This window comes from Halolamina rubra, from assembly GCF_000739555.1.
In the GTDB taxonomy this organism is placed as follows: domain Archaea; phylum Halobacteriota; class Halobacteria; order Halobacteriales; family Haloferacaceae; genus Halolamina; species Halolamina rubra.
Genome location: NZ_BBJN01000036.1, coordinates 1 through 17,588, shown reverse-complemented (window position 1 = coordinate 17,588; position 17,588 = coordinate 1). Strand labels below are relative to the sequence as shown.

Annotated in this window: 14 protein-coding genes and 1 pseudogene; 6 read left to right on the top strand and 9 right to left on the bottom strand. The window is 68.6% G+C overall.

Going from position 1 to position 17,588, the window contains the following annotated elements; genetic code table 11:
• Nucleotides 1–154 precede the first annotated feature (154 nt).
• On the bottom strand, nt 155–1,177 hold the full coding sequence (locus tag ACP95_RS10420; RefSeq protein ID WP_049981146.1) for a succinylglutamate desuccinylase/aspartoacylase family protein: 1,023 nt from the start codon (nt 1,175–1,177) through the stop codon (nt 155–157).
• A gap of 107 nt (nt 1,178–1,284) precedes the next feature.
• Here ACP95_RS10420 and ACP95_RS10415 point away from each other — a divergent pair, with 107 nt between their 5' ends.
• Complete coding sequence (locus ACP95_RS10415) at nt 1,285–2,607, top strand: putative ATP-dependent zinc protease (protein ID WP_202593821.1); 1,323 nt, start codon at nt 1,285–1,287, stop codon at nt 2,605–2,607.
• Between the two features lie 55 nt (nt 2,608–2,662).
• Here the strand turns inward: ACP95_RS10415 and ACP95_RS10410 are convergent, their stop codons facing one another.
• Nucleotides 2,663–3,211, bottom strand: coding sequence for a hypothetical protein (locus tag ACP95_RS10410; protein ID WP_049981144.1), 549 nt, complete (start codon nt 3,209–3,211; stop codon nt 2,663–2,665).
• Nucleotides 3,212–3,346: 135 nt separating this feature from the next.
• Between ACP95_RS10410 and ACP95_RS10405 the strand changes: the two genes are divergently transcribed.
• Nucleotides 3,347–4,654, top strand: coding sequence for an acetamidase/formamidase family protein (locus ACP95_RS10405; RefSeq protein WP_049981143.1), 1,308 nt, complete (start codon nt 3,347–3,349; stop codon nt 4,652–4,654).
• A gap of 24 nt (nt 4,655–4,678) precedes the next feature.
• On the opposite strand, the gene ACP95_RS10400 is transcribed toward ACP95_RS10405, so the two are convergent.
• From ACP95_RS10400 to ACP95_RS10370, 7 genes are all read right to left on the bottom strand, one after another.
• Nucleotides 4,679–7,333: a PAS domain S-box protein gene (locus ACP95_RS10400; protein WP_049981142.1), complete on the bottom strand. Its 2,655-nt coding sequence runs from the start codon at nt 7,331–7,333 to the stop codon at nt 4,679–4,681.
• 104 nt (nt 7,334–7,437) lie between these two features.
• Entirely contained in the window at nt 7,438–7,671 is a 234-nt protein-coding gene (locus ACP95_RS10395) for an SHOCT domain-containing protein (RefSeq protein WP_237560436.1), read from the bottom strand.
• A 165-nt stretch (nt 7,672–7,836) separates the two neighbouring features.
• On the bottom strand, nt 7,837–8,196 hold the full coding sequence (locus tag ACP95_RS10390) for a hypothetical protein (protein WP_049981140.1): 360 nt from the start codon (nt 8,194–8,196) through the stop codon (nt 7,837–7,839).
• Nucleotides 8,197–8,365: 169 nt separating this feature from the next.
• A complete protein-coding gene (locus tag ACP95_RS10385; RefSeq protein WP_049981139.1) occupies nt 8,366–8,953 on the bottom strand; it encodes a helix-turn-helix transcriptional regulator in 588 nt (195 codons plus the stop codon).
• Nucleotides 8,954–9,072: 119 nt separating this feature from the next.
• On the bottom strand, nt 9,073–10,461 hold the full coding sequence (locus ACP95_RS10380) for a permease (protein ID WP_049981138.1): 1,389 nt from the start codon (nt 10,459–10,461) through the stop codon (nt 9,073–9,075).
• A 188-nt stretch (nt 10,462–10,649) separates the two neighbouring features.
• Nucleotides 10,650–12,827, bottom strand: coding sequence for a heavy metal translocating P-type ATPase (locus ACP95_RS10375; protein WP_049981137.1), 2,178 nt, complete (start codon nt 12,825–12,827; stop codon nt 10,650–10,652).
• Nucleotides 12,828–12,941: 114 nt separating this feature from the next.
• Nucleotides 12,942–13,370 (bottom strand): universal stress protein, encoded by a 429-nt coding sequence (locus ACP95_RS10370; protein ID WP_049981136.1) that lies wholly within the window; start codon nt 13,368–13,370, stop codon nt 12,942–12,944.
• A 90-nt stretch (nt 13,371–13,460) separates the two neighbouring features.
• Here ACP95_RS10370 and ACP95_RS10365 point away from each other — a divergent pair, with 90 nt between their 5' ends.
• The 4 genes and pseudogenes from ACP95_RS10365 to ACP95_RS10350 all read left to right on the top strand — a co-directional run.
• Nucleotides 13,461–14,360, top strand: coding sequence for a CPBP family intramembrane glutamic endopeptidase (locus tag ACP95_RS10365; RefSeq protein WP_049981135.1), 900 nt, complete (start codon nt 13,461–13,463; stop codon nt 14,358–14,360).
• A gap of 92 nt (nt 14,361–14,452) precedes the next feature.
• A complete protein-coding gene (locus ACP95_RS10360; protein WP_049981134.1) occupies nt 14,453–15,034 on the top strand; it encodes a flavodoxin domain-containing protein in 582 nt (193 codons plus the stop codon).
• Complete coding sequence (locus ACP95_RS10355) at nt 15,031–15,897, top strand: hypothetical protein (protein ID WP_049981133.1); 867 nt, start codon at nt 15,031–15,033, stop codon at nt 15,895–15,897. The genes ACP95_RS10360 and ACP95_RS10355 overlap by 4 nt, the downstream gene beginning before the upstream one ends.
• A 105-nt stretch (nt 15,898–16,002) precedes the next feature.
• Nucleotides 16,003–17,304 (top strand): annotated as a pseudogene (locus ACP95_RS10350) (MFS transporter); the annotation flags it as partial.
• Between the last annotated feature and the right edge of the window lie 284 nt (nt 17,305–17,588).

Genomic DNA, 17,588 nt, shown 5'->3' with positions numbered 1-17,588 from the left:
CGATCGCGAGTCACGAGCGGTGGCGCTGTCCGCCGCAACCCCCAGGCGACGGCGGCGGTTACAGCGGACACGGTGGTGTGCAGCCGGGTGCCGGAACGCCGGACACGGTGGGGTTTACTGCGGACATCGTGGGGGCCGCTGCCCGCCCGCGGACCTACGACGGCCGTTCGGGCAGCGTCCCGGCCTGGGCGCGCTCGTAGGCACGCTGGGTCGGCGTATCGAGTTCGACCAGGTGGATCAGCGGGTTGCCGGGGTAGACGACCGGGTTCTCCAGTTTCCCGACGAGCAGTCCCGTAAACGGCGCCGGCACGTCGACGACGTCGGTTTTGAACGGGTTGGAGATGCTGCAGACCGTGTCGCCCTCGTGGACCAGGTCGCCGCTGTCGTAATGCATGTCGACGAGCCCGCCGGCGTCGGCGCGGAGCCACGTCTTCCCCTCGCTGGAGACGATCGTGCGCCAGCCCGGCCAGTTCACGGGCTCGCTCGGGTAGACGCCGTACTCCGCGAGCACGCTCGCAACGCCGTCGAGCGCGTCGTCGATGAGCCGCCGCTGGAACCGGTGGGCCTCGCCCATCTCGATGGTGATCGTCGGGACCCCCGCCTCCGTCGCCTCGTGACGGAGCGTGCCCGACGACCCCTCGCTGTCGATGATGACGTTCGAGCCGTACGCGCGGGCGAGCCGCGGCACGTCGTCGTCGGCCATGTCGCCCCGGACGTGGAGCATGTTCGTCCGCCCCCGGGTCGACGTGTGGAAGTCGAGCCCGAGGTCACACGGCGCGAGGAAGTTCCGGAAGATCTCGTCGGCCATCCGCTTCGCGCTCGTCGAGTCCGCCTTCCCGGGGAACGACCGGTTGAGGTCGCGGTCGTACACGGGTAGGTAGCGCTGCTGGGTGACGAACCCGGGCACGTTGAGCACGGGCATGCAGACCAGCGTGCCGTGGAGGTTCGTGTGCGACCACTCGTGGGCGACCTCGCGGACGACCTCGATACCGTTCAGCTCGTCGCCGTGTGAGGCCGCGGAGAGGAACACCGTCGGGCCGTCGTACTCCCCGTTGATGATGGAGACCGGGATGCGGACGGGGTCGCCGAGATACGTCTCGCTGATGCTGTACCGGATGTCCGCGCGCTCCCCGGGGTCCACCCGGCCGCCGTTGTACGTGAACGCCCCCTCGGTCATTGCCCACGCTTGGGTGCCTGCGCTTAAAACTGGGCTGTCCGGCCGGCGGCGGCCGTCGACGCCACCCATCGGCATCGTTTAGTCGGTATCGGCCGATGTTTCTCCCAATGACGGATTCTGTCTCGGTCGGCGTGCTCAGCCTCCACAACAGCAAGGAGACGAAGGCGATCCTGAACGCCGTGGAGGCGCTCGGCCACACCGGCGTCTGGCTGCGCGAGGACAACCTCTGTGTCGACATCGCGGACGGCACGGCGACGCTCGACCCGAACGTCGACGTGATCGCGAACCGGCTGCTGCTGTCGAAAACCGAACAGCCCGCGGAGCTGCTGGGCCTGGCGCTGTCGCTGAGCAACCTGCGACCGATGCTGAACCGCCCGCGGAACGTGCTCACGGCGTTTCACAAGTTCGCGACTGCGACCGCGCTGGTCGACTCCGAGGTGCAGCTGCCCGACGCCACGCTCGCGCTCGACGCCGACCGACTGAACGCCGAGAAGGGGAAGTTCGGCGACGAGGTCGTGTACAAGACCGCCATCGGCACCCACGGCGGCGGCACGTGGAAGATCGGCGCCGACGAGCAGGTCAACCCCCGCGTCGGCGACCGCTACGCGTTCCTCCAGCAGCTGATCGAGCGCGACAGCGACCGCCACCGCGACCTCCGCGTGTACATCGTCGACGGCGAGGTGGTCGCGACGATGCGGCGCTACGCGCCGGAGAACGACTGGCGGACCAACGTCGCGCTCGGCGGCTCCGTCGAGGGGGTCGACGACCTCCCCGCCGACGCCGCGGCGATGGCGACGGACGCCGCCGCGGCGGTCGGGCTGGACTACGCCGGCGTCGACCTCGTCGAGGGTGAAGACGGCTGGCACCTCCTCGAGGTCAACCCGACCGCCGGCTTCAAGGGGCTGTTCGCGGCGACGGGCGTGAGCCCGGCGCCCTACATCGCGAAGCTCGCCGTCGAGACCGCGGGCGGCGAGGTCGACGACGAGCGGGTCGCCGAGCTCGCGACCGAACTCGACGACTCCACCCCCGCCACCGTCGCCACCGAACCCGAGAAACGCTCCGAGGAAGTCACGACCATCGGCTACACTGAGGACGTGCTCGTCTCGGGCACCAGCGGCACCGAGCGCGTCGTCGCCAAGTCCGACACCGGCGCCTCGCGGACGAGCATCGACACGCGGCTCGCCGCCGAGATCGGCGCGGGCCCGATCAAGTCGATGACGAAGATCCGCTCCGGGAGCGTGAAGTCCGGGAAGGCCCGGCCGGTCGTCGACATCGTCGTCGGCGTCGGCGGCGACCGCCACACCGTCGCCGCGTCGCTCGAGGACCGCGGCCACATGGACTACCCGCTGCTGCTCGGCCGGGATATCCTCCAGCACTACCAGGTCGACGTGCGGCGCCGCACGGACGGCGACGAGGACGGCGAGGAGTAGGACGCGGGTTGGTGCCGGCGAGGAGCAGGTCGCGCTGGGTGGGCAGACCGACCGGTCACAGCGCGGACAACGACCGAACCGTGCCGATCACGAGCCGGTCGAGCGCGTGGGTCGCCGTGCTGTAGGCGACGAAGAAGACGACCATCACGAGGAGGCCCACGAGGTCGATCCTGGCGGGGTCGACGGTCGCAACGGCGGGGATCAGCGACAGTATCGTCGCGACCGCGGGCTCGAACGTCAGCGCCGCGACGCCGGCGCCGACGATTAGTCCGACGAGATAGCCCAGCGTCCGCAGCGAGCCGGGGGAGACGCGCGACCAGACGCGCACCCGTGGCTGGCCGGCCACGACCCCCAGCGCGGCGAGCTGGCGCCGAAGCTCGTCGAGGACGGTCACGGCGAGCACGAACCACAGCAGCGCCGCCAGTCCGAAGCCGACGAACGACGGCGAGAACTCGAGCACCGTCTCCGAGAACAGCTCGACGACCGCGGGCGTGACGCGGTCGACGAGCACGTAGAACAGCACGTAGCCGAGCGCGGCCTCGAGCGGGCCGTACGCGGGGAACCGCTCGTCCGTGGTAGAGTACCGCGTCGATTCAGTTTGCATGGCCGAGGCTTGAACGGGCGAAGTATTCAAATCGACGACAGACTCGGCGGTCGGGTCCCAACCCGGGTTTGCCTACCGCCGACAGGTGTCACGGGCGGCGAACTTATGCTGAGTCCGACCCAACGTTACTGTGGCATGTCTCAACAAGAAGTAAACCAGGAGCTGTACGTCGATCAGTACACGCTCGGACTCGTCGGGCCGGACCAGGAGTGGGCCGGCACCGTCGCCGACGGCGGCACGGTCACCACGTACACGCCGCCGGGCTGCTGGGGCCCGATGATCACCCCCTCGTTCCGCGGCGGCCACGAGGTGACCCGGCCGATCCGCGTCGATGGCGCCGAGGTCGGCGACGCCGTCGCCATCCACATCCGCGACGTGGAGGTGACGAGCATGGCGACGAGCACGGGCTCGATGGCCGAACGCGAGGGCGCCTTCACGGACGACCCGTTCGTCGACCACCGCTGTCCGGAGTGCGGGACGACGTGGCCCGACTCCGTCGTCGAGGGGACCGGCGAGGACGCCATCCGCTGTGCGGAGTGTGGCGCCAACGCCTCCTCGTTCGGCTTCGAGTACGGCTACACGGTCGCGTTCGACCACGAGAACGCGGTCGGGATCACGCTCGACAAGGAGGGCGCTCACGCGCTCGCGAAGAACGCCGAGGAGGTGATGGACATCCCCGAGAACTCCCGCCAGCACCCCATCCTGCTGTACGAACCCGACGGGATGCCCGGCACGCTCGGGCGGCTTCGGCCGTTCATCGGCAACGTCGGCACGACGCCGTCGGTCACGATGCCGGACTCCCACAACGCCGGGGACTTCGGTCAGAGCCTCATCGGCGCCGAGCACGACTACGGCGTCGAGACGGAGGAAGACTTGGAGAAGCGGACCGACGGCCACATGGACATCCCGGAAGTCCGGGCGGGCGCGACGCTGATCTGCCCCGTCGACGTCGACGGCGCGGGGATCTACGTCGGCGACCTCCACGCCAACCAGGGCGACGGCGAGCTCTCGCTGCACACGACCGACGTGAGCGGCACCGTCAAGATGGACGTGGAAGTGATCGAGGATCTCGAACTCGACGGGCCGATCCTGCTACCGAACGAGGCGGACCTGCCGTTCATCAGCCAGCCGTACAGCGACGACGAGCGCGATGCGGGGCTCGATCTCGGCGACGAACACGGCGTCGACGTGGAGACCGACATGGGGCCGATCCAGGTGGTCGGCTCCGGCGCGACGGTGAACGACGCCACGCAGAACGCGTTCGACCGCGCGTCGAAGCTGCTCGACATGAGCGAGGGCGAGATCCGCGCCCGCTGTACGTTCACCGGCGGCGTCCAGATCGGTCGACTGCCGGGCGTCGTCCAGCTCGACATGCTCGTGCCGATGGAGATCCTGGAGGACCGCGGGATGGCCGAGCTCGTCCGCGAGCAGTACGGGCTCTGAGCCTGCGGGATCGGCGCCCGGGCGCTACTCGTCGGCGAACGACACGCCGGTGATCTCGAAGCGGGCGCCGCCCTCCTCCCCCTCCGTCACTGCGATCTCCCACTCGTGGGCCGTCGCGATCTGTTTCACGATGCTGAGGCCGAACCCAGTACCGCGGTCGGTCGTCGAGTAGCCCGCGTCGAACACGTCCTCGCGGGCGTCGGCGGGGATCCCCGGCCCGTCGTCCGCGACGTAGAACCCGTCGGCCAGCTCGCCCACCGACACCGTCACGTCGCTGCCCGCGTGCTCGACCGCGTTGCGCATCAGGTTCTCGAACAGCTGCTGGAGGCGGCCGCGGTCCGCAAGCACTGCCCGGTCGGTCCGCACGTCGAGCGTCGCGTCGGCGGTCGCCACGTTCTCCCAACACTCGCGGGTGAGCCCGTCGAGCGGCACGGGCGCGATCTCGCTCACGTACTCGCCCTGGCGTGCGAGCGTGAGCAGGTCGTCGATCAGGGCGTTCATCCGTTCGTGAGCCCGCTCGACGGCGTCGAGGTGGTCGAGATCGCCGCTCTCCTTTGCGAGTTCGACCCGGCCCTCGGCGACGTTCAACGGGTTGCGCAGGTCGTGGGAGACGATGCTGGCGAACTCCTCGAGCCGCTCGTTCTGGGTCTCGAGTTCGCGCTCCCGGGCCCGGCGCTGCTCCATCTGTTCGACCTGCTCGAAGGCGCTGACGAGGCTCCCCGCGAGGATCTGCCCGAGCACGAGGTCCTGCTGGTCGAAATCGTTGGGGCTCGGCGAGCCGGCCATCATGATGCCGTACTCCCCGAGCGGGAGATGCAGCTCGCTCCGGATCGGGCTCTCCGGGTTGTAGATGTCCGGATCGTCCCGGGTGTCGTCGACGGCGAGCGCCTCACCGTCCTCGAACACGCGCCACGCGATGCTGTCGCCCTCGGTGAACGTCGGCGGCTCGTTGACGAGGTCGAACACCTTCTCCGTCCCGGCGACGGGGACGAGCGCCGATCGGTCCTCCTCGTAGAGGTGGATCGCGTTGGCATCGAGGTCCAACACGTCCCGGGCGGCGTCGACGCCGATCTCGGCGATCTCCTGGCGGGAGTCCGCCACGATCAGCTCCCCCGCCAGCTCGTTCAGCGCGGCCAGTCGGTCCTCGTAGGCGCGCTGCTCGGTGATGTCGCGGTACGTCCAGAGATGGCCCGCCCCGTCGGGGAGCTCGATCGGCTCGTGAGTTCTGGCGAACGTCCGCCCGTCGGCGAGCGCGAGCTCCTCCCCGTCGACGCGCTCGTCCGTGTCGACGATCTCGTTGATCCGGTCGACGAACCCCTCCGGGTCGACGAACTGATCGCTGACGGCCTCGGCGATCCGCTCGCAGTCGGCGCCGACCGTCTCCTCGGGCGTGCCGGGGAGGTCGAACAGCTCGAAGATCCGGTCGTTCGCCGCCAGCACCTCGCGATCCTCGCTCTCGGCGAGCACCCCGACCGGGAGCGTCCCCAACAACGTCGAGAGCACGGCGTTGGTCCACTCGACCTGCTCTTGCCGGGCCCGCTGTTCGGAGATGTCGCGGAGGATCCCGACGAACCAGCGCTCCCCCTCGTAGACGACTTCGCCGAACGTCACACCGACCGGGACCGGCGAGCCGTCGCGGTGTCGAGCCACGAACTCGGTGTACTCCCAGTCGAGCGTTCGCTCGCCGGTTTGGAGGTACCGCTCGAACGCCTCCCGGTGGCGGTCGGCGACGTCGTCGCCCATCAGCGTCGTCAGCGGCTCCCCGATCAGTTCGTCGGGCGAGTAGCCGAACGTCTCCTCGACGGCCGGGTTCACGGACTGCACGACGCTCGAGTCGTCGATCGTGACGATCGTGTTGTTCGCCGACTCGATGACGGCGCGCTGCCGTTCGAGCTCCTTCCGTTGGGTCCGCCGCTCGGTGATGTCCTGGAACTGCGAGAAGATCGCGACGACGTCGCCGTCGTCGTCGGTCACGACGCGGTTGTGCCACTCGCAGATGATTCGTTCGCCGTCCTTCCGGACGTTCTCGTTGATGCTGTGGTAGCCGCCCGCCCCCTCCTGCAGCGCCTCGATGACGCCCGAGACCGACTCGCGGTCGGCCTCGCTGACGATCTCCCGCCCGTGTGTCCCGCGGAGTTCGGCCTCGTCGTAGCCGAGGATCTCCTCGGCGGCCTCGTTGAGGCGGGCGACCTCGAACGCCTCGGTCCACTCGACGACGCCGAGCGGTGACTGCTCGAAGAACAGCGAGAGGCGTTTCTGACTCGCTTCGAGCGCGCGGGTCGACCGGTACTGCTCGACCGCGTTGGTGACCCGGTTCGCCAGCACCGCGTACTGGCTCGTCCCGCGCTCCTTCTGCAGGTAGTCCGTCACGCCCACCGAGATCGCGTCGCTCGCGATCTCCTCCGAGCCCTTGCCCGTGTAGAGGACGAACGGGAGGTCCGGGTCGCGCTCCCGGACCGTTTCGAGGAGCTCGATCCCGTCCATCCCCGGCATGTCGTAGTCGGAGACGACACAGTCGATCTCGCGAGCGTCCAGCACGTCGATCGCCTCGCCGGGCGTCGTCGCCGTCTGCACCGAGATTCGGTCCTCTTCGCGCTCCAGATACACCGAGACGAGCTCCCCGAACTCCGGGTCGTCGTCGACGTGGAGGATGCGAATCCGGTCGGTCGAGGACGTCATGGGTTCGGGTGCATAACACATCCAACAGCGGCACGCGGGGTAATAGTTCACGTGGGTCCGGAAGAGTTCGACATGTTGGAACGCCCCGCGTTCCGGGCCGCGGTTCAGCGGTTCGTCGACTCGAGCTGTTGCCGTCTGCGCTCGAACTCCTCCTCAGAGAGCTCCCCGCGGGCGTATCGCTCGCGGAGAATCGACAGCGGCCGCCTTTCCTCCTCGCCGGAGTCGCGATCGAGTAGCGTGTAGGCGACGTATAGCGGGAGGCCGATCAGGAGCGCCACCCAGAGAAGGCCCCAGAGGCCCATTCCGGCACCGAAGACGCCCCAGCCGCCGCCCATCATCCCGGCTCCGTGACCGCCACCGTAGGCGGCCGCAGTGCCTGTCGCTGCGACTACCGGAACGCTCACCGTGGCGATTCGATGCGCCGTCCGTCCGAGAGTACTGCGGTGATGTGTCATTGGCTTGGGTTCGGGTTCGTTAGTTCACCGGGGAGTCCCGGGGGGTCGCTAGCAGCCGTACCCCTGGCCGTTCATCCCCGTGGAGTGGCCGCCAGTCGTGTGGTCGTCGCTCGTGTGGCCCGTGTTCTGGTGGTCGTCGCCCGCCATCCACTGGGCCATCTCGTCTATCGTCGCGCCCATGTGCGACTCCATCTCGCCGACGGTGTCAGGGCCCATGTAGTCGGCCATGTGGCCCTCCATCCAGGCCGGCCAGCCTGCCTCGTCACCGTGGGCCGGCGTCTCGCCGGCGGCCGTCGCGTTCCCATGGGCCGTGTCGTCGCCGTGGGCACTGACTGCGGGAGCTGCGGCCGCGAGTCCGACGATCGCGATCGCCACGAGCAGCCAGCGTCCGAGGTTTGTAGTGGTCATGGTGTTTCGCCTCAAGTAGTGCTACGGGGGATTCGGAGGTATTTCTGTGGGTGTGAACACACCGAGCAGAACGTTCGAAACCGTCTATAACCGTCTCTAATCGTTTTGATTCCGGGAAAACGTTCTTCGCCGTCGAACTCGCCGGGCTCGACCGGTGAACCGTTCCGGGCTACGCTCCGGACTGTCGCTGAAGGTCGTCGCTCGGGTACACGCGATACGTTCGTCCTTGGGGTTCCCGGTACAACAGGCCGCGTTCCTCGAGCGAACTCACTGTCTGGCTCACCTTGCTCTTCGAGAAGTCGGACCGGTCACGGAGTTCGATCTGGGTGATCCCGGGCGAGTCCAGTACGGGCTCGAGGATGCGCCTCTCATCATCCGGGAGGAGATCGAGGACACGCGACTGCGGGTTCGACTCCGGGTTAATGGACGACTCCGCCTCGTCCATCGGCGCCGACGCCGCCGACGAAGTGGTGTCGACGTCGACGTCCGCCCCGTCGCCGGCCGGGTCGGGATCGGTGACCTCCGCTCGAACGAGGGCATAGCCGGCGACGATGACCGCGACGAGGAGCACCGTCCCGAACACGTACGAGAGCGGGTCGGGTCCGTGCATCGTCCCCATCGACGAGTCCATCATCGACCCCATCGACTGCTCGAGTTCACGGCGCTGTCGATACGCCCGCCAACTGAGCGTCCCGCCGGCGAGGAGGACGACCGCGACGACGGCGCCGACGACGGTGTCGGCTCGCCGGCGGTTCATCCGTGGCCCTCCCGCCGGTCTACCTGACTGCTCATACGTGCGGTTCGGACGCGACCGGGGTGTGTATTGCGGTTCGGCCACTCGCCGTCACGGCACGGCATCCGGGCGCCGGTGGGTGTTCAGTGGTCATGGTCGTGATCGGCGACGCGTGGGTTCTGTTCGGCGAACCGTGTCGGCTCCTCGTCGAACGTTCGCTTGCACGCCGTCGAGCAGAAGTAGTACGTCGTCCCCTCGTGTGAAGAACTCGGGCCGTCGTCGTCGGTCCGCATCCCGCATACCGGATCGCGGTATTGGCCGGGTGCGCCGAGTCCCCGGCGATAGACGTAGAGCAGGAACCCTGAGAGCGCGAACGCGACGAGGTTGAGGTAGAACGTGTAGTTGACCGCGAAGTACGTCTGTTCGGTCGCCGTCTCCCCGCCGGCCAGGTCCGGAACGATGCCGAAGGCGTCGAACAGCAGCTCCATCAGGAACCCGGTGAACGCCATCGTGACGAAGAAGACGCCGAGGATATACAGCATCACCTTCCAGCCGTAGTACTTCCGGTAGACGTTCAACACGGGGATCGTGATCAGGTCGGCGTAGACGAACGCGATCACGCCGGCGAAGCTGATGCCGCCACCCCACAGCGCGACCGCGAACGGCACGTTGCCCATACTGCCGACGAAACTGAGGACCGCGATGGCGACGCCCATGACGGCGTTCTCGGCTGTGACCAGCAGGCCGTCGCCCTGAATGAACAGCGTGTTCCAGACCCACTGTGGGACCAAAACGATGACGAAGCCGGAGATGAGGAATCCCGCGACGACGTCCTTGTAGATCATCGACCACTCCTTGCGGTACTGGTTGGCGACCTTGTACCAGCCGCCCCACGACAGTAGCTCGTCGCGCCAGCCGCCCCGGCTCGCCGACTCCTGCAGATACGTCTCCATACAGCCTTCCGAGCAGAACTTTAGCGTCTTGCCGCCGTCCGTCGTGAGGCTGTACTCGTCTTTGCCTTCCATCCCGCAGGTCGGGTCCTCGGTGACGCCGGAGCCGCGGTCGCGCTCGTTCAGTGTCTCCCGGACCTCGTCGAAGAGGCTCTCGGGGAGAGTGAGGTGGACGATCCCGGCCATGACGGCGATTAGGACGAGGCCGCCGAGGAGTTCGGCGAGCAGGAACTCCCAGCCCAGCAGGATGAGGATCATCAGGCCGAGCTCGACGATGAGGTTCGTCGACGCGAACATGAACGCGAGGAAGTTCACCGCGTGCGCTCCCTTCTTGAACAGACCCTTGCCGATGGCGACGGCGCCAAAACTGCAGCCGCTGCTTGCGGCCCCGAACGCGGTCGCCCTGGTGAGCCCGCGGAGGTCGCCGTCCCCCAGTACCTGCGCCATTCGCTCCTTGGAGACGTACACCTGAACGAGACTGGTGATCGTGAGCCCCATGATAATTGCCCACGCAGCCGTCCAGAGGAACCCGACACCGATCCGGAGGGCTTCGAGAATGCCCTGGGTGGTCGGTACCTGCATACATGTAACAACGAAGGGATAATCTATTGCAGTTGTCGTTAGGAGATTACTATTCAGAGCGCACTGATAATTCAGATTCGAAAACACGGCTGTCCTCCCTCCGGAGTATCGAAGCCTGAAACCGTGCGTCAGGTACTCGTCACGGGCGGGTAGTTCACGTCGGAAATCCCTCAAGCAGCGCTACTCACTCACCCCCGGAACCCCAGCAGCCGAAGCCCGTTCAGCGAGACGAGCACTGTCGACCCCTCGTGGCCGACGACGGCGAGCGGGAGCGGTATCCCGCGGAGCAGGATCGTGCCGACCATGAGCCCGATCGCGCCGAACGCGATCGCGAGGTTGACGGTCAGCGTCCGGCGCGTCTTCCGACCCAGGCCGAGGACGTACGGGATCTTCCCGAGCTCGTTGCCCATCAGCACCACGTCGGCCGTGTCGAGCGCGACGTCGGTGCCGGCGCCGCCCATCGCGATCCCCAGCGTCGCTGTCGCCAGCGCCGGCGCGTCGTTGACGCCGTCGCCGACCATCGCGACGTGCTCGTGCCGGTCGACCAACCCCTCGATCGTCGTCACCTTCTCCTCGGGCAGCAGCTCCGCCTGGACCTCGTCGATGCCGACCTCGTCGGCGATCCGCTGGGCGACGCGCTCGTTGTCGCCGGTCAGCATGACGATGTGCTCGACGCCGAGCTCTCGGAGCTCCTCGATCATCTCGGCGGCCCCGGGGCGGACCGTGTCGGTGAACGCGAGCCACCCGACGACGGTGACGCCGTCGCCGTCCTCCCGGGCGACGATGACGCTCGTCTTCCCCTCGGCCTCGAGGGACTGGAGCCGGTCGAGGCCGGGATCGATCCCCTCGATCGCGGCGTCGCCGAGTACGGTGCCGAAGTAGCTCCGGTTGCCGATGTGGACGGTGCCGGCGTCGACGTCGGCGCTGACCCCCTTCCCGGCGACGGAGTCGAACCCCGACGCGTCCGGCATATCGAGTCCGCGTTCCTCGGCTGCCGCCACGGTCGCCCGGGCGAGGTGGTGCTCCGAGCGGGCCTGCACCGCGGCCGCGAGCGAAAGTAGCTCGTCTTCGCCCGGAGGATCGGCCGCCGTCTCGCGGACGAACACGTCCGTCAGCCGCGTGTCGCCCCGGGTGAGCGTGCCGGTCTTGTCGAACGCGACCGCGTCGATCGTCGCCGCCGCCTCGACGTGTTCGCCGCCCTTGAAGAGGACCCCCTGCCGGCCGCCGGAGGCGATCGCCGACAGCACCGCCGCGGGCGTCGAGATGATCACCGCACACGGCGACGCCGCGACCATGAGCGTCATCGCGCGGTAGAACGTGCTCTCGAACTCGCTCCCGAGCGCGAGCGGCACGGCGATCGCCGCGATCGTGAGCGCGAACACGCCGACGACGTACGGCTGTTCGAGCCGGTCGATGAGCCGCTGGGTCGGCGCCTTCTCGCTCTGTGCGCGCTCGACCATGTGGACGAGCCGGCTGATCGCCGACTCGTGCGCCTGCCGCGTCACCTCGATCTCGAGGCTCCCGCTCTCGGTGATCGTCCCCCCGAACACCTCGTCGCCGGGTTCCTTCGGCACGGGGACGGACTCGCCCGTGAGCGACGCCTGGTCGACCGTCCCCTCCCCCGACTGGACGACGCCGTCGAGCGGGATCCTGTCGCCGGGCCGGACGACGAACACGTCGCCGACGGCGACCTCGTCGATGGGGACGGTGACCTCCTCCCCGTCGCGGAGCACCTGGGCCTCGTCCGGCCGCATCTCGACGAGCGACTTGATCGCCCGTCGCGAGCGCCCGATCGCGTAGTGCTGGAGCGTGTTCGACAGCGAGAACAGGAACAGCAGCATCGCGCCCTCGAACGGCGCGCCGATCGAGAGCGCGCCGACGGCGGCGACGATCATCAGGAGGTCGATGTCGACGCCGCCGTGGCGGAGCGTCTCGACCGCTCCCTTCAGTCCGTACCAGCCGCCGAAGGCGTACGCGACGGCGTAGCCCGCCCACGCGAGCGGTTGTGGGCCGGCGAGCCACCCCGTCACCAGTCCGGTCACCATTCCCAGCAGCGTCAGCGCGACGAAGACAGCCTCGCGGCGGAGCCCCGACCGGCTGCTCACGTCGTCGGGGTCCGACTCCGGGTCGTCCTCGATCGAGACCTGCCGGTTCCTGACCGCGTCGCGAATCGTTTCCTCGGACGTGATCTCACCGTCGTAGGTGACCCGGGCGCTCCCGGTCCGGAAGGACACCTCGGCGTCCTGCACGCCGTCGATGCGCCGGAGCCGCTTCTCGAGCGCCCGTGCCCCCGCGTCGCCGCGGCCACCGCGTCGTTCGATCCGGACCGTACACGTCGACGGCGGAGCGGACTCAGTCACCGCCACTGTCTCTCCACCAACGGGTTCCCGGGGGTTGAGGTTTGAGGTGCGCTGCCCGTGGTTCCCTCGGCTCTGGGTGAACTCGATCAGCCGAGTCGTCGACGGAGCGTGAGGGGCGGGTCATCCGACGATCGTCACCGGGACTTTCGCCCGACGGGTGACTGCCTCGGCGACGCTGCCGAGGATCGCGCGGTCGATCCCCGAGCGGCCGTGGCTCCCCATAACGATCTGGTCGACGTCCTGCTCGTCGGCGGACGCGAGGATCGCTCGTGCGGGGTTCCCGACCTCCGTGACCGTGTCGACTTCGGTATCGTGAGCCGCCGCGAGCTCCGTGGCCGTCCGGTGAACGCCGGCTGCGCGCTCCCGGGCATCCTCGTACCAGTCCTGTGCGACCGGTAACCCGCCGGCCTCCACCGCCAGAACCGAATCGACCGGGTCGATGACGTAGATCGCGGTGATCGACGCCTCCGGGTAGTTCTCGAACGCGTAAACGAGTGCCCGCTCGGCGAGCGGGGAGCCGTCGACGGCGACGAGAATCCTGTCAGTCATGCGCGTTGCTTCGCTGCGAACCGCGAAGAGTGTACTGCCAAGCAGGAGCAGCGCGTAGGCTTAAGTGACGCCTCCCGGAGAACGTTGGGTATGAGCGACAGGATCCGGTCGTGGATCGACCGTCACCGCCTCATCACCTTCGTCGCGATCGCCTACGCGTTCACGTGGACGATCCAGGGCACGCTGGCGTACTCGGGTATGGAGGCGTCGTGGACGCACTCGATCCTGATCGGGCTGGGCGGGTTCGGGCCGCCGATCGGCGCGGCGACCGTCGTCTGGGCTTCGGGGGGAAGCCTCGGCACCTGGATCGGCCAGATGTTCAAGTGGCGGATCGGCGCGAAATGGTGGGCGCTGGCGCTCGGCCTCCCTCTCCTCATCCTCGTCCTCGGCGTCGCGCTGTTCGTCGTCGCCGGGGGGCCGATCGACCTCACCGGGCTCGAGTCGCCGCTCATCTACCTGTTCGCGATGGCCTGGGGAACCGTGTGGGGCGGCGGCCAGGAAGATCTCGGCTGGCGTGGCTTCATGCTCCCGATCCTGCAGGACTCCTACAGCGCGCTGACTTCGAGCGTCATCGTCGGCGTCACCTGGGCCGCCTGGCACCTCCCCCTGTTCCTGAACGCGACGACCACCCACGGCGGCTGGCCGCGCTCCCAGCAGCTCCTCTGGATGGTCTCCATCCTCGCCGGCTCGATCCTCTGGACGTGGATGTACAACAGCACCGGCGGGAGCGTGCTCGCCGTCGCGGTGTTCCACGCCGGCGTCAACTCGATGGGGATCTACCACCCCGCCGACCCGGACGCGCTCGTCCCGAACGGCGTGCCGGACCCCTGGCTGAACCTGCTCGCGGAGGTCACGGGGGCGATCCCACTCGTGCTGATCGCGGTCGTGCTGGTCGTCGTCTACGGCCCCGGCCGCCTCGCGAACCGCGAGCCGCCGACGCCCCAGGACGCCGGGCTGCCGCCGGACGCGGAGTCGACGGCCGCCGAGTAGCCGGCTCCTGCCGCTCCCCCGTGTGCCGGATGAGCACTGGGGCAACTACCCTTAATTCGCTGGCGTGCGAACACCTCTGGTGAGGTACACGAATGAGCTCCTTCCTGATACTGTACGGCACCGGCGAGGGCCAGACGGCGAAGATCGCCGAGCGGATCGCCGCCGCGATCGGCGAGCGCGGCCACGAGGCGACGACGATCGACGTTGGGGATCGACCGGACTCGTTCAGTCTGGAGTCGTACGACGCCGCCGTCGTGGGGGCGTCGATCCACGTCGGCAAACACCAGGACGCCGTCCGCGAGTTCGTCGCCGCGAACCGGGACGCGCTCTCGGCGATGCCGACCGCGTTCTTCCAGGTGTCGCTGTCCTCGGCGACCGAGGAGAACCGCGAGGAGGCGGCGGGCTACGTCGAGTCGTTCCTCACGGAGACCGGCTGGCACCCCGACCGGATCGGTCAGTTCGGCGGCGCGCTCCGGTTCTCCGAGTACGGCTTCCTCAAGCGGCTGCTGATGAAGCGGATCGCGAAGGACCTGCTCGCCGAAACGGGGGAGGCCGACGGCGACGTGGAGTTCACCGACTGGGAGGCGGTTGACGCGTTCGCGGCGGACGTGGCCGCCTTCGTCGAAGGCCGCCTCGGCGTCACGCCAGAGGGGACGGAGCCCACCAGCCCATGAGCGCCACGCAATCAGCACCGCGCCTGACTCGCCCGTACCTGGCGGCGTCGACGCTCACGCTCGTGCTCTCGGTCGTCGCGACCGTGGTCGGGCTGTTCGTCCCCGGGTTCTACCGGGACGCCACGGTGCTGCTGCCGCAGCTGTACGGGCAGGACCTCCTCACGCTCGTCGTCGCCGTTCCCGCGCTCGGCGCGTCCCTGTACGCCGCCAACGCCGGTTCGCTCCGGGGGTACGTCGTCTGGCTCGGCGTCACGGGCTACCTCCTCTACACGTACGCCTCGTACGCCTTTCTCACTGCGTTCAACGAGCTGTATCTCGTCTACGTCGCGCTGTTCGGCCTGACGCTGTTCACGCTCGTCGGCGGCGTCGCCCGGATCGACCCGACGGAACTGCGGGCGGCACTCGACGACCACCCGGTTCGGGCGTACGTCGCGTTCCAGCTCCTCGTCGCCGTGCTCGTCGCCCTCCTGTGGCTCGCCGAGGTCGGGCCGGCGAGCCTCGCCGGCACCAGACCCCCGAGCATCGCCGAGACGACGCTACCGGTGCCCGTGATCCAGTCGATGGACCTCGCCGTCGTCGTCCCGGCGTTCGCGCTCTCGGCGGCGCTGCTCCGGCGGCGCCGACCCTGGGGCTACGTGTTCACCGGCGTCCTCCTCGTGAAGGGGACGACCCTCGGCCTCGCGGTGCTGGCCATGATCGCCTTCATGCTCCGGGACGGCCAGCCCGTCCCGCTCTCCCAGATCGTGCTGTTCGCGGTGTTGAGCGTCGCCGGTCTGGCGCTCGTCACGCGGTTCGTGCGGGCCATCCCCGGGCGAGGCGCGGCGACGACGACGCGCGTCGACGCCGAGGCACGGGCGGACTGACCGAGCGACGCTGGGGCTCCAGTCCGGGGCGGCGCCTCCCGGGGCCGTCGTCGCCGGCATCGTGTTTATTAGACGGCCGGCCACACGACCTGTCAAGAGTCACGAATGGAGCTTCCCACGCACGTCCGGCGGCGACGGTGGACGACGGTCGCCGGCTACGGGCTGTTCGTCGCCCTGATGGTCGCCGGCTACTACTACAACATCACGTTCGTCCAGCTGGGGCTCATCGACCTCGGCACACGTCTCGTCGGGCTGTCCGAGACGGCCGTCTCGGCGTGGATGGCGGCGCTCGCGCTCGTGACGCTCGTCGTCGCCGTCGCCACCGGGGTGACGATGGACCGCCGTGGGTGGAGCACCCAGCTCCCAACGAAGCTCAGGCTCCTGTTCGGCGTCGTCTGCGTCCAGTTCGTGCTCACGCTCGTCGCGCCGTCGGTCCGGACCGTCCCGGCGTTCGGCGCGTGGATCGTCGTCGCGTCGATCGGGCTCGGGGTGGGGTTCCCCGTCTCCTTCTCGCTCGCGGTCGACCTCGTCCCCGTCCCGGATCGTGGGTACGTCGCCGCCGCGATCACGGCGATCGCGTACTTCCTGGCGAACGCGATCCCGCTCTCCTGGTCGATCGACGTGTTCAGTCGCGTGATGGCCGTCGCGATGGCGCCGGGTATCCTCGTGCTCGCCGTCCTCGCGTTCGCCGGCGTCGACCGACTCGACGCGATTCTCGACGACCTGGGCGAGCAGTCCGAGCGGTTCGGCGTCGGTCGGTTCTGCCACGGAACCCCGGTCCGGGCGCGCAGCGCGGCGTTTCTCGTCCCGGTCGTCCTGATGTTCGGCGTGTTCTTCATCGACAGCCTGGGCTTCCTCCGGATCATCGACACCCCCTCGCTGCTGCTGAGCTCCTGGCAGTCGCCGAGCCTCTCGACGCGGCTGTTCATCGCCGTCGCCCACGTCGTCGGCGCAGTCATGGCCGGGATTATCTACGCGAACTACTCGCTCTCGCGGGTGTTCCTCTGGACGTTCGCGCTGTTCGCCCTGACCCACGTGATGTACACCTCGGACCTGCGCTTCGCGGCGCTGTTCCCGGCGATCGCGGGCGACGGGACCTCGCCCTTGAACCCCGCGCTGTACGCGATCGCCGTGAGCTTCTACACGACGCTGAACTTCGCGCTCTGGCCCGACCTCTCGACGCCCGAGACGGTCGGGACCCACTCGGCGATCGGCATCGGCGTCGCCGGCTGGCTCGCCACGTTCTCGAGCACCGCGCTCGCGCTGTACTTCCAGGCGGCCGAGCTCACGCTCCTCTCGCACCTGAACGTGGTTCAGGCGCTGTCGCTGCTGCTCCTGTTCGGGCTCGGGGTCGGCCTGTACGCCAGGCGGATGGTCGAACTCGCCCGCGAGAACGGGGGGTGTGCGCGCGTGAGCCCGACGGAAGCGATCCCGCTGCTCGTCGTCGTCCTCCTGCTGGTCTCGATCGGCGGCGGCGACGTTGGCGAGATGTCGATCACGTTCGAGGGTGAGACCGAGGCCGACACGCTCGCGGACGTGCGCGTCGTCGCCGGCGGGACCACCACGGTCCCGAGCGACGCGACCGTCGAGGGCGACGTGTACGTGATCGGCGGCACCGCGGGTCGTCGACGGCGCCGGTCGCACGGCGATGTACAGCTACGTACGTCTGAGCATCGATCGATGGTACAGCT

Coding starts and splice junctions, on each gene's coding strand:
- ACP95_RS10380 (WP_049981138.1), bottom strand. CDS start 10,461: ATGCAGGTACCGACCACCCAGGGCATTCTCGAAGCCCTCCGGATCGGT.
- ACP95_RS10405 (WP_049981143.1), top strand. CDS start 3,347: ATGTCTCAACAAGAAGTAAACCAGGAGCTGTACGTCGATCAGTACACG.
- ACP95_RS10420 (WP_049981146.1), bottom strand. CDS start 1,177: ATGACCGAGGGGGCGTTCACGTACAACGGCGGCCGGGTGGACCCCGGG.
- ACP95_RS10400 (WP_049981142.1), bottom strand. CDS start 7,333: ATGACGTCCTCGACCGACCGGATTCGCATCCTCCACGTCGACGACGAC.
- ACP95_RS10365 (WP_049981135.1), top strand. CDS start 13,461: ATGAGCGACAGGATCCGGTCGTGGATCGACCGTCACCGCCTCATCACC.
- ACP95_RS10360 (WP_049981134.1), top strand. CDS start 14,453: ATGAGCTCCTTCCTGATACTGTACGGCACCGGCGAGGGCCAGACGGCG.
- ACP95_RS10355 (WP_049981133.1), top strand. CDS start 15,031: ATGAGCGCCACGCAATCAGCACCGCGCCTGACTCGCCCGTACCTGGCG.
- ACP95_RS10390 (WP_049981140.1), bottom strand. CDS start 8,196: ATGACCACTACAAACCTCGGACGCTGGCTGCTCGTGGCGATCGCGATC.
- ACP95_RS10395 (WP_237560436.1), bottom strand. CDS start 7,671: ATGATGGGCGGCGGCTGGGGCGTCTTCGGTGCCGGAATGGGCCTCTGG.
- ACP95_RS10410 (WP_049981144.1), bottom strand. CDS start 3,211: ATGCAAACTGAATCGACGCGGTACTCTACCACGGACGAGCGGTTCCCC.
- ACP95_RS10415 (WP_202593821.1), top strand. CDS start 1,285: ATGACGGATTCTGTCTCGGTCGGCGTGCTCAGCCTCCACAACAGCAAG.
- ACP95_RS10370 (WP_049981136.1), bottom strand. CDS start 13,370: ATGACTGACAGGATTCTCGTCGCCGTCGACGGCTCCCCGCTCGCCGAG.
- ACP95_RS10385 (WP_049981139.1), bottom strand. CDS start 8,953: ATGAACCGCCGGCGAGCCGACACCGTCGTCGGCGCCGTCGTCGCGGTC.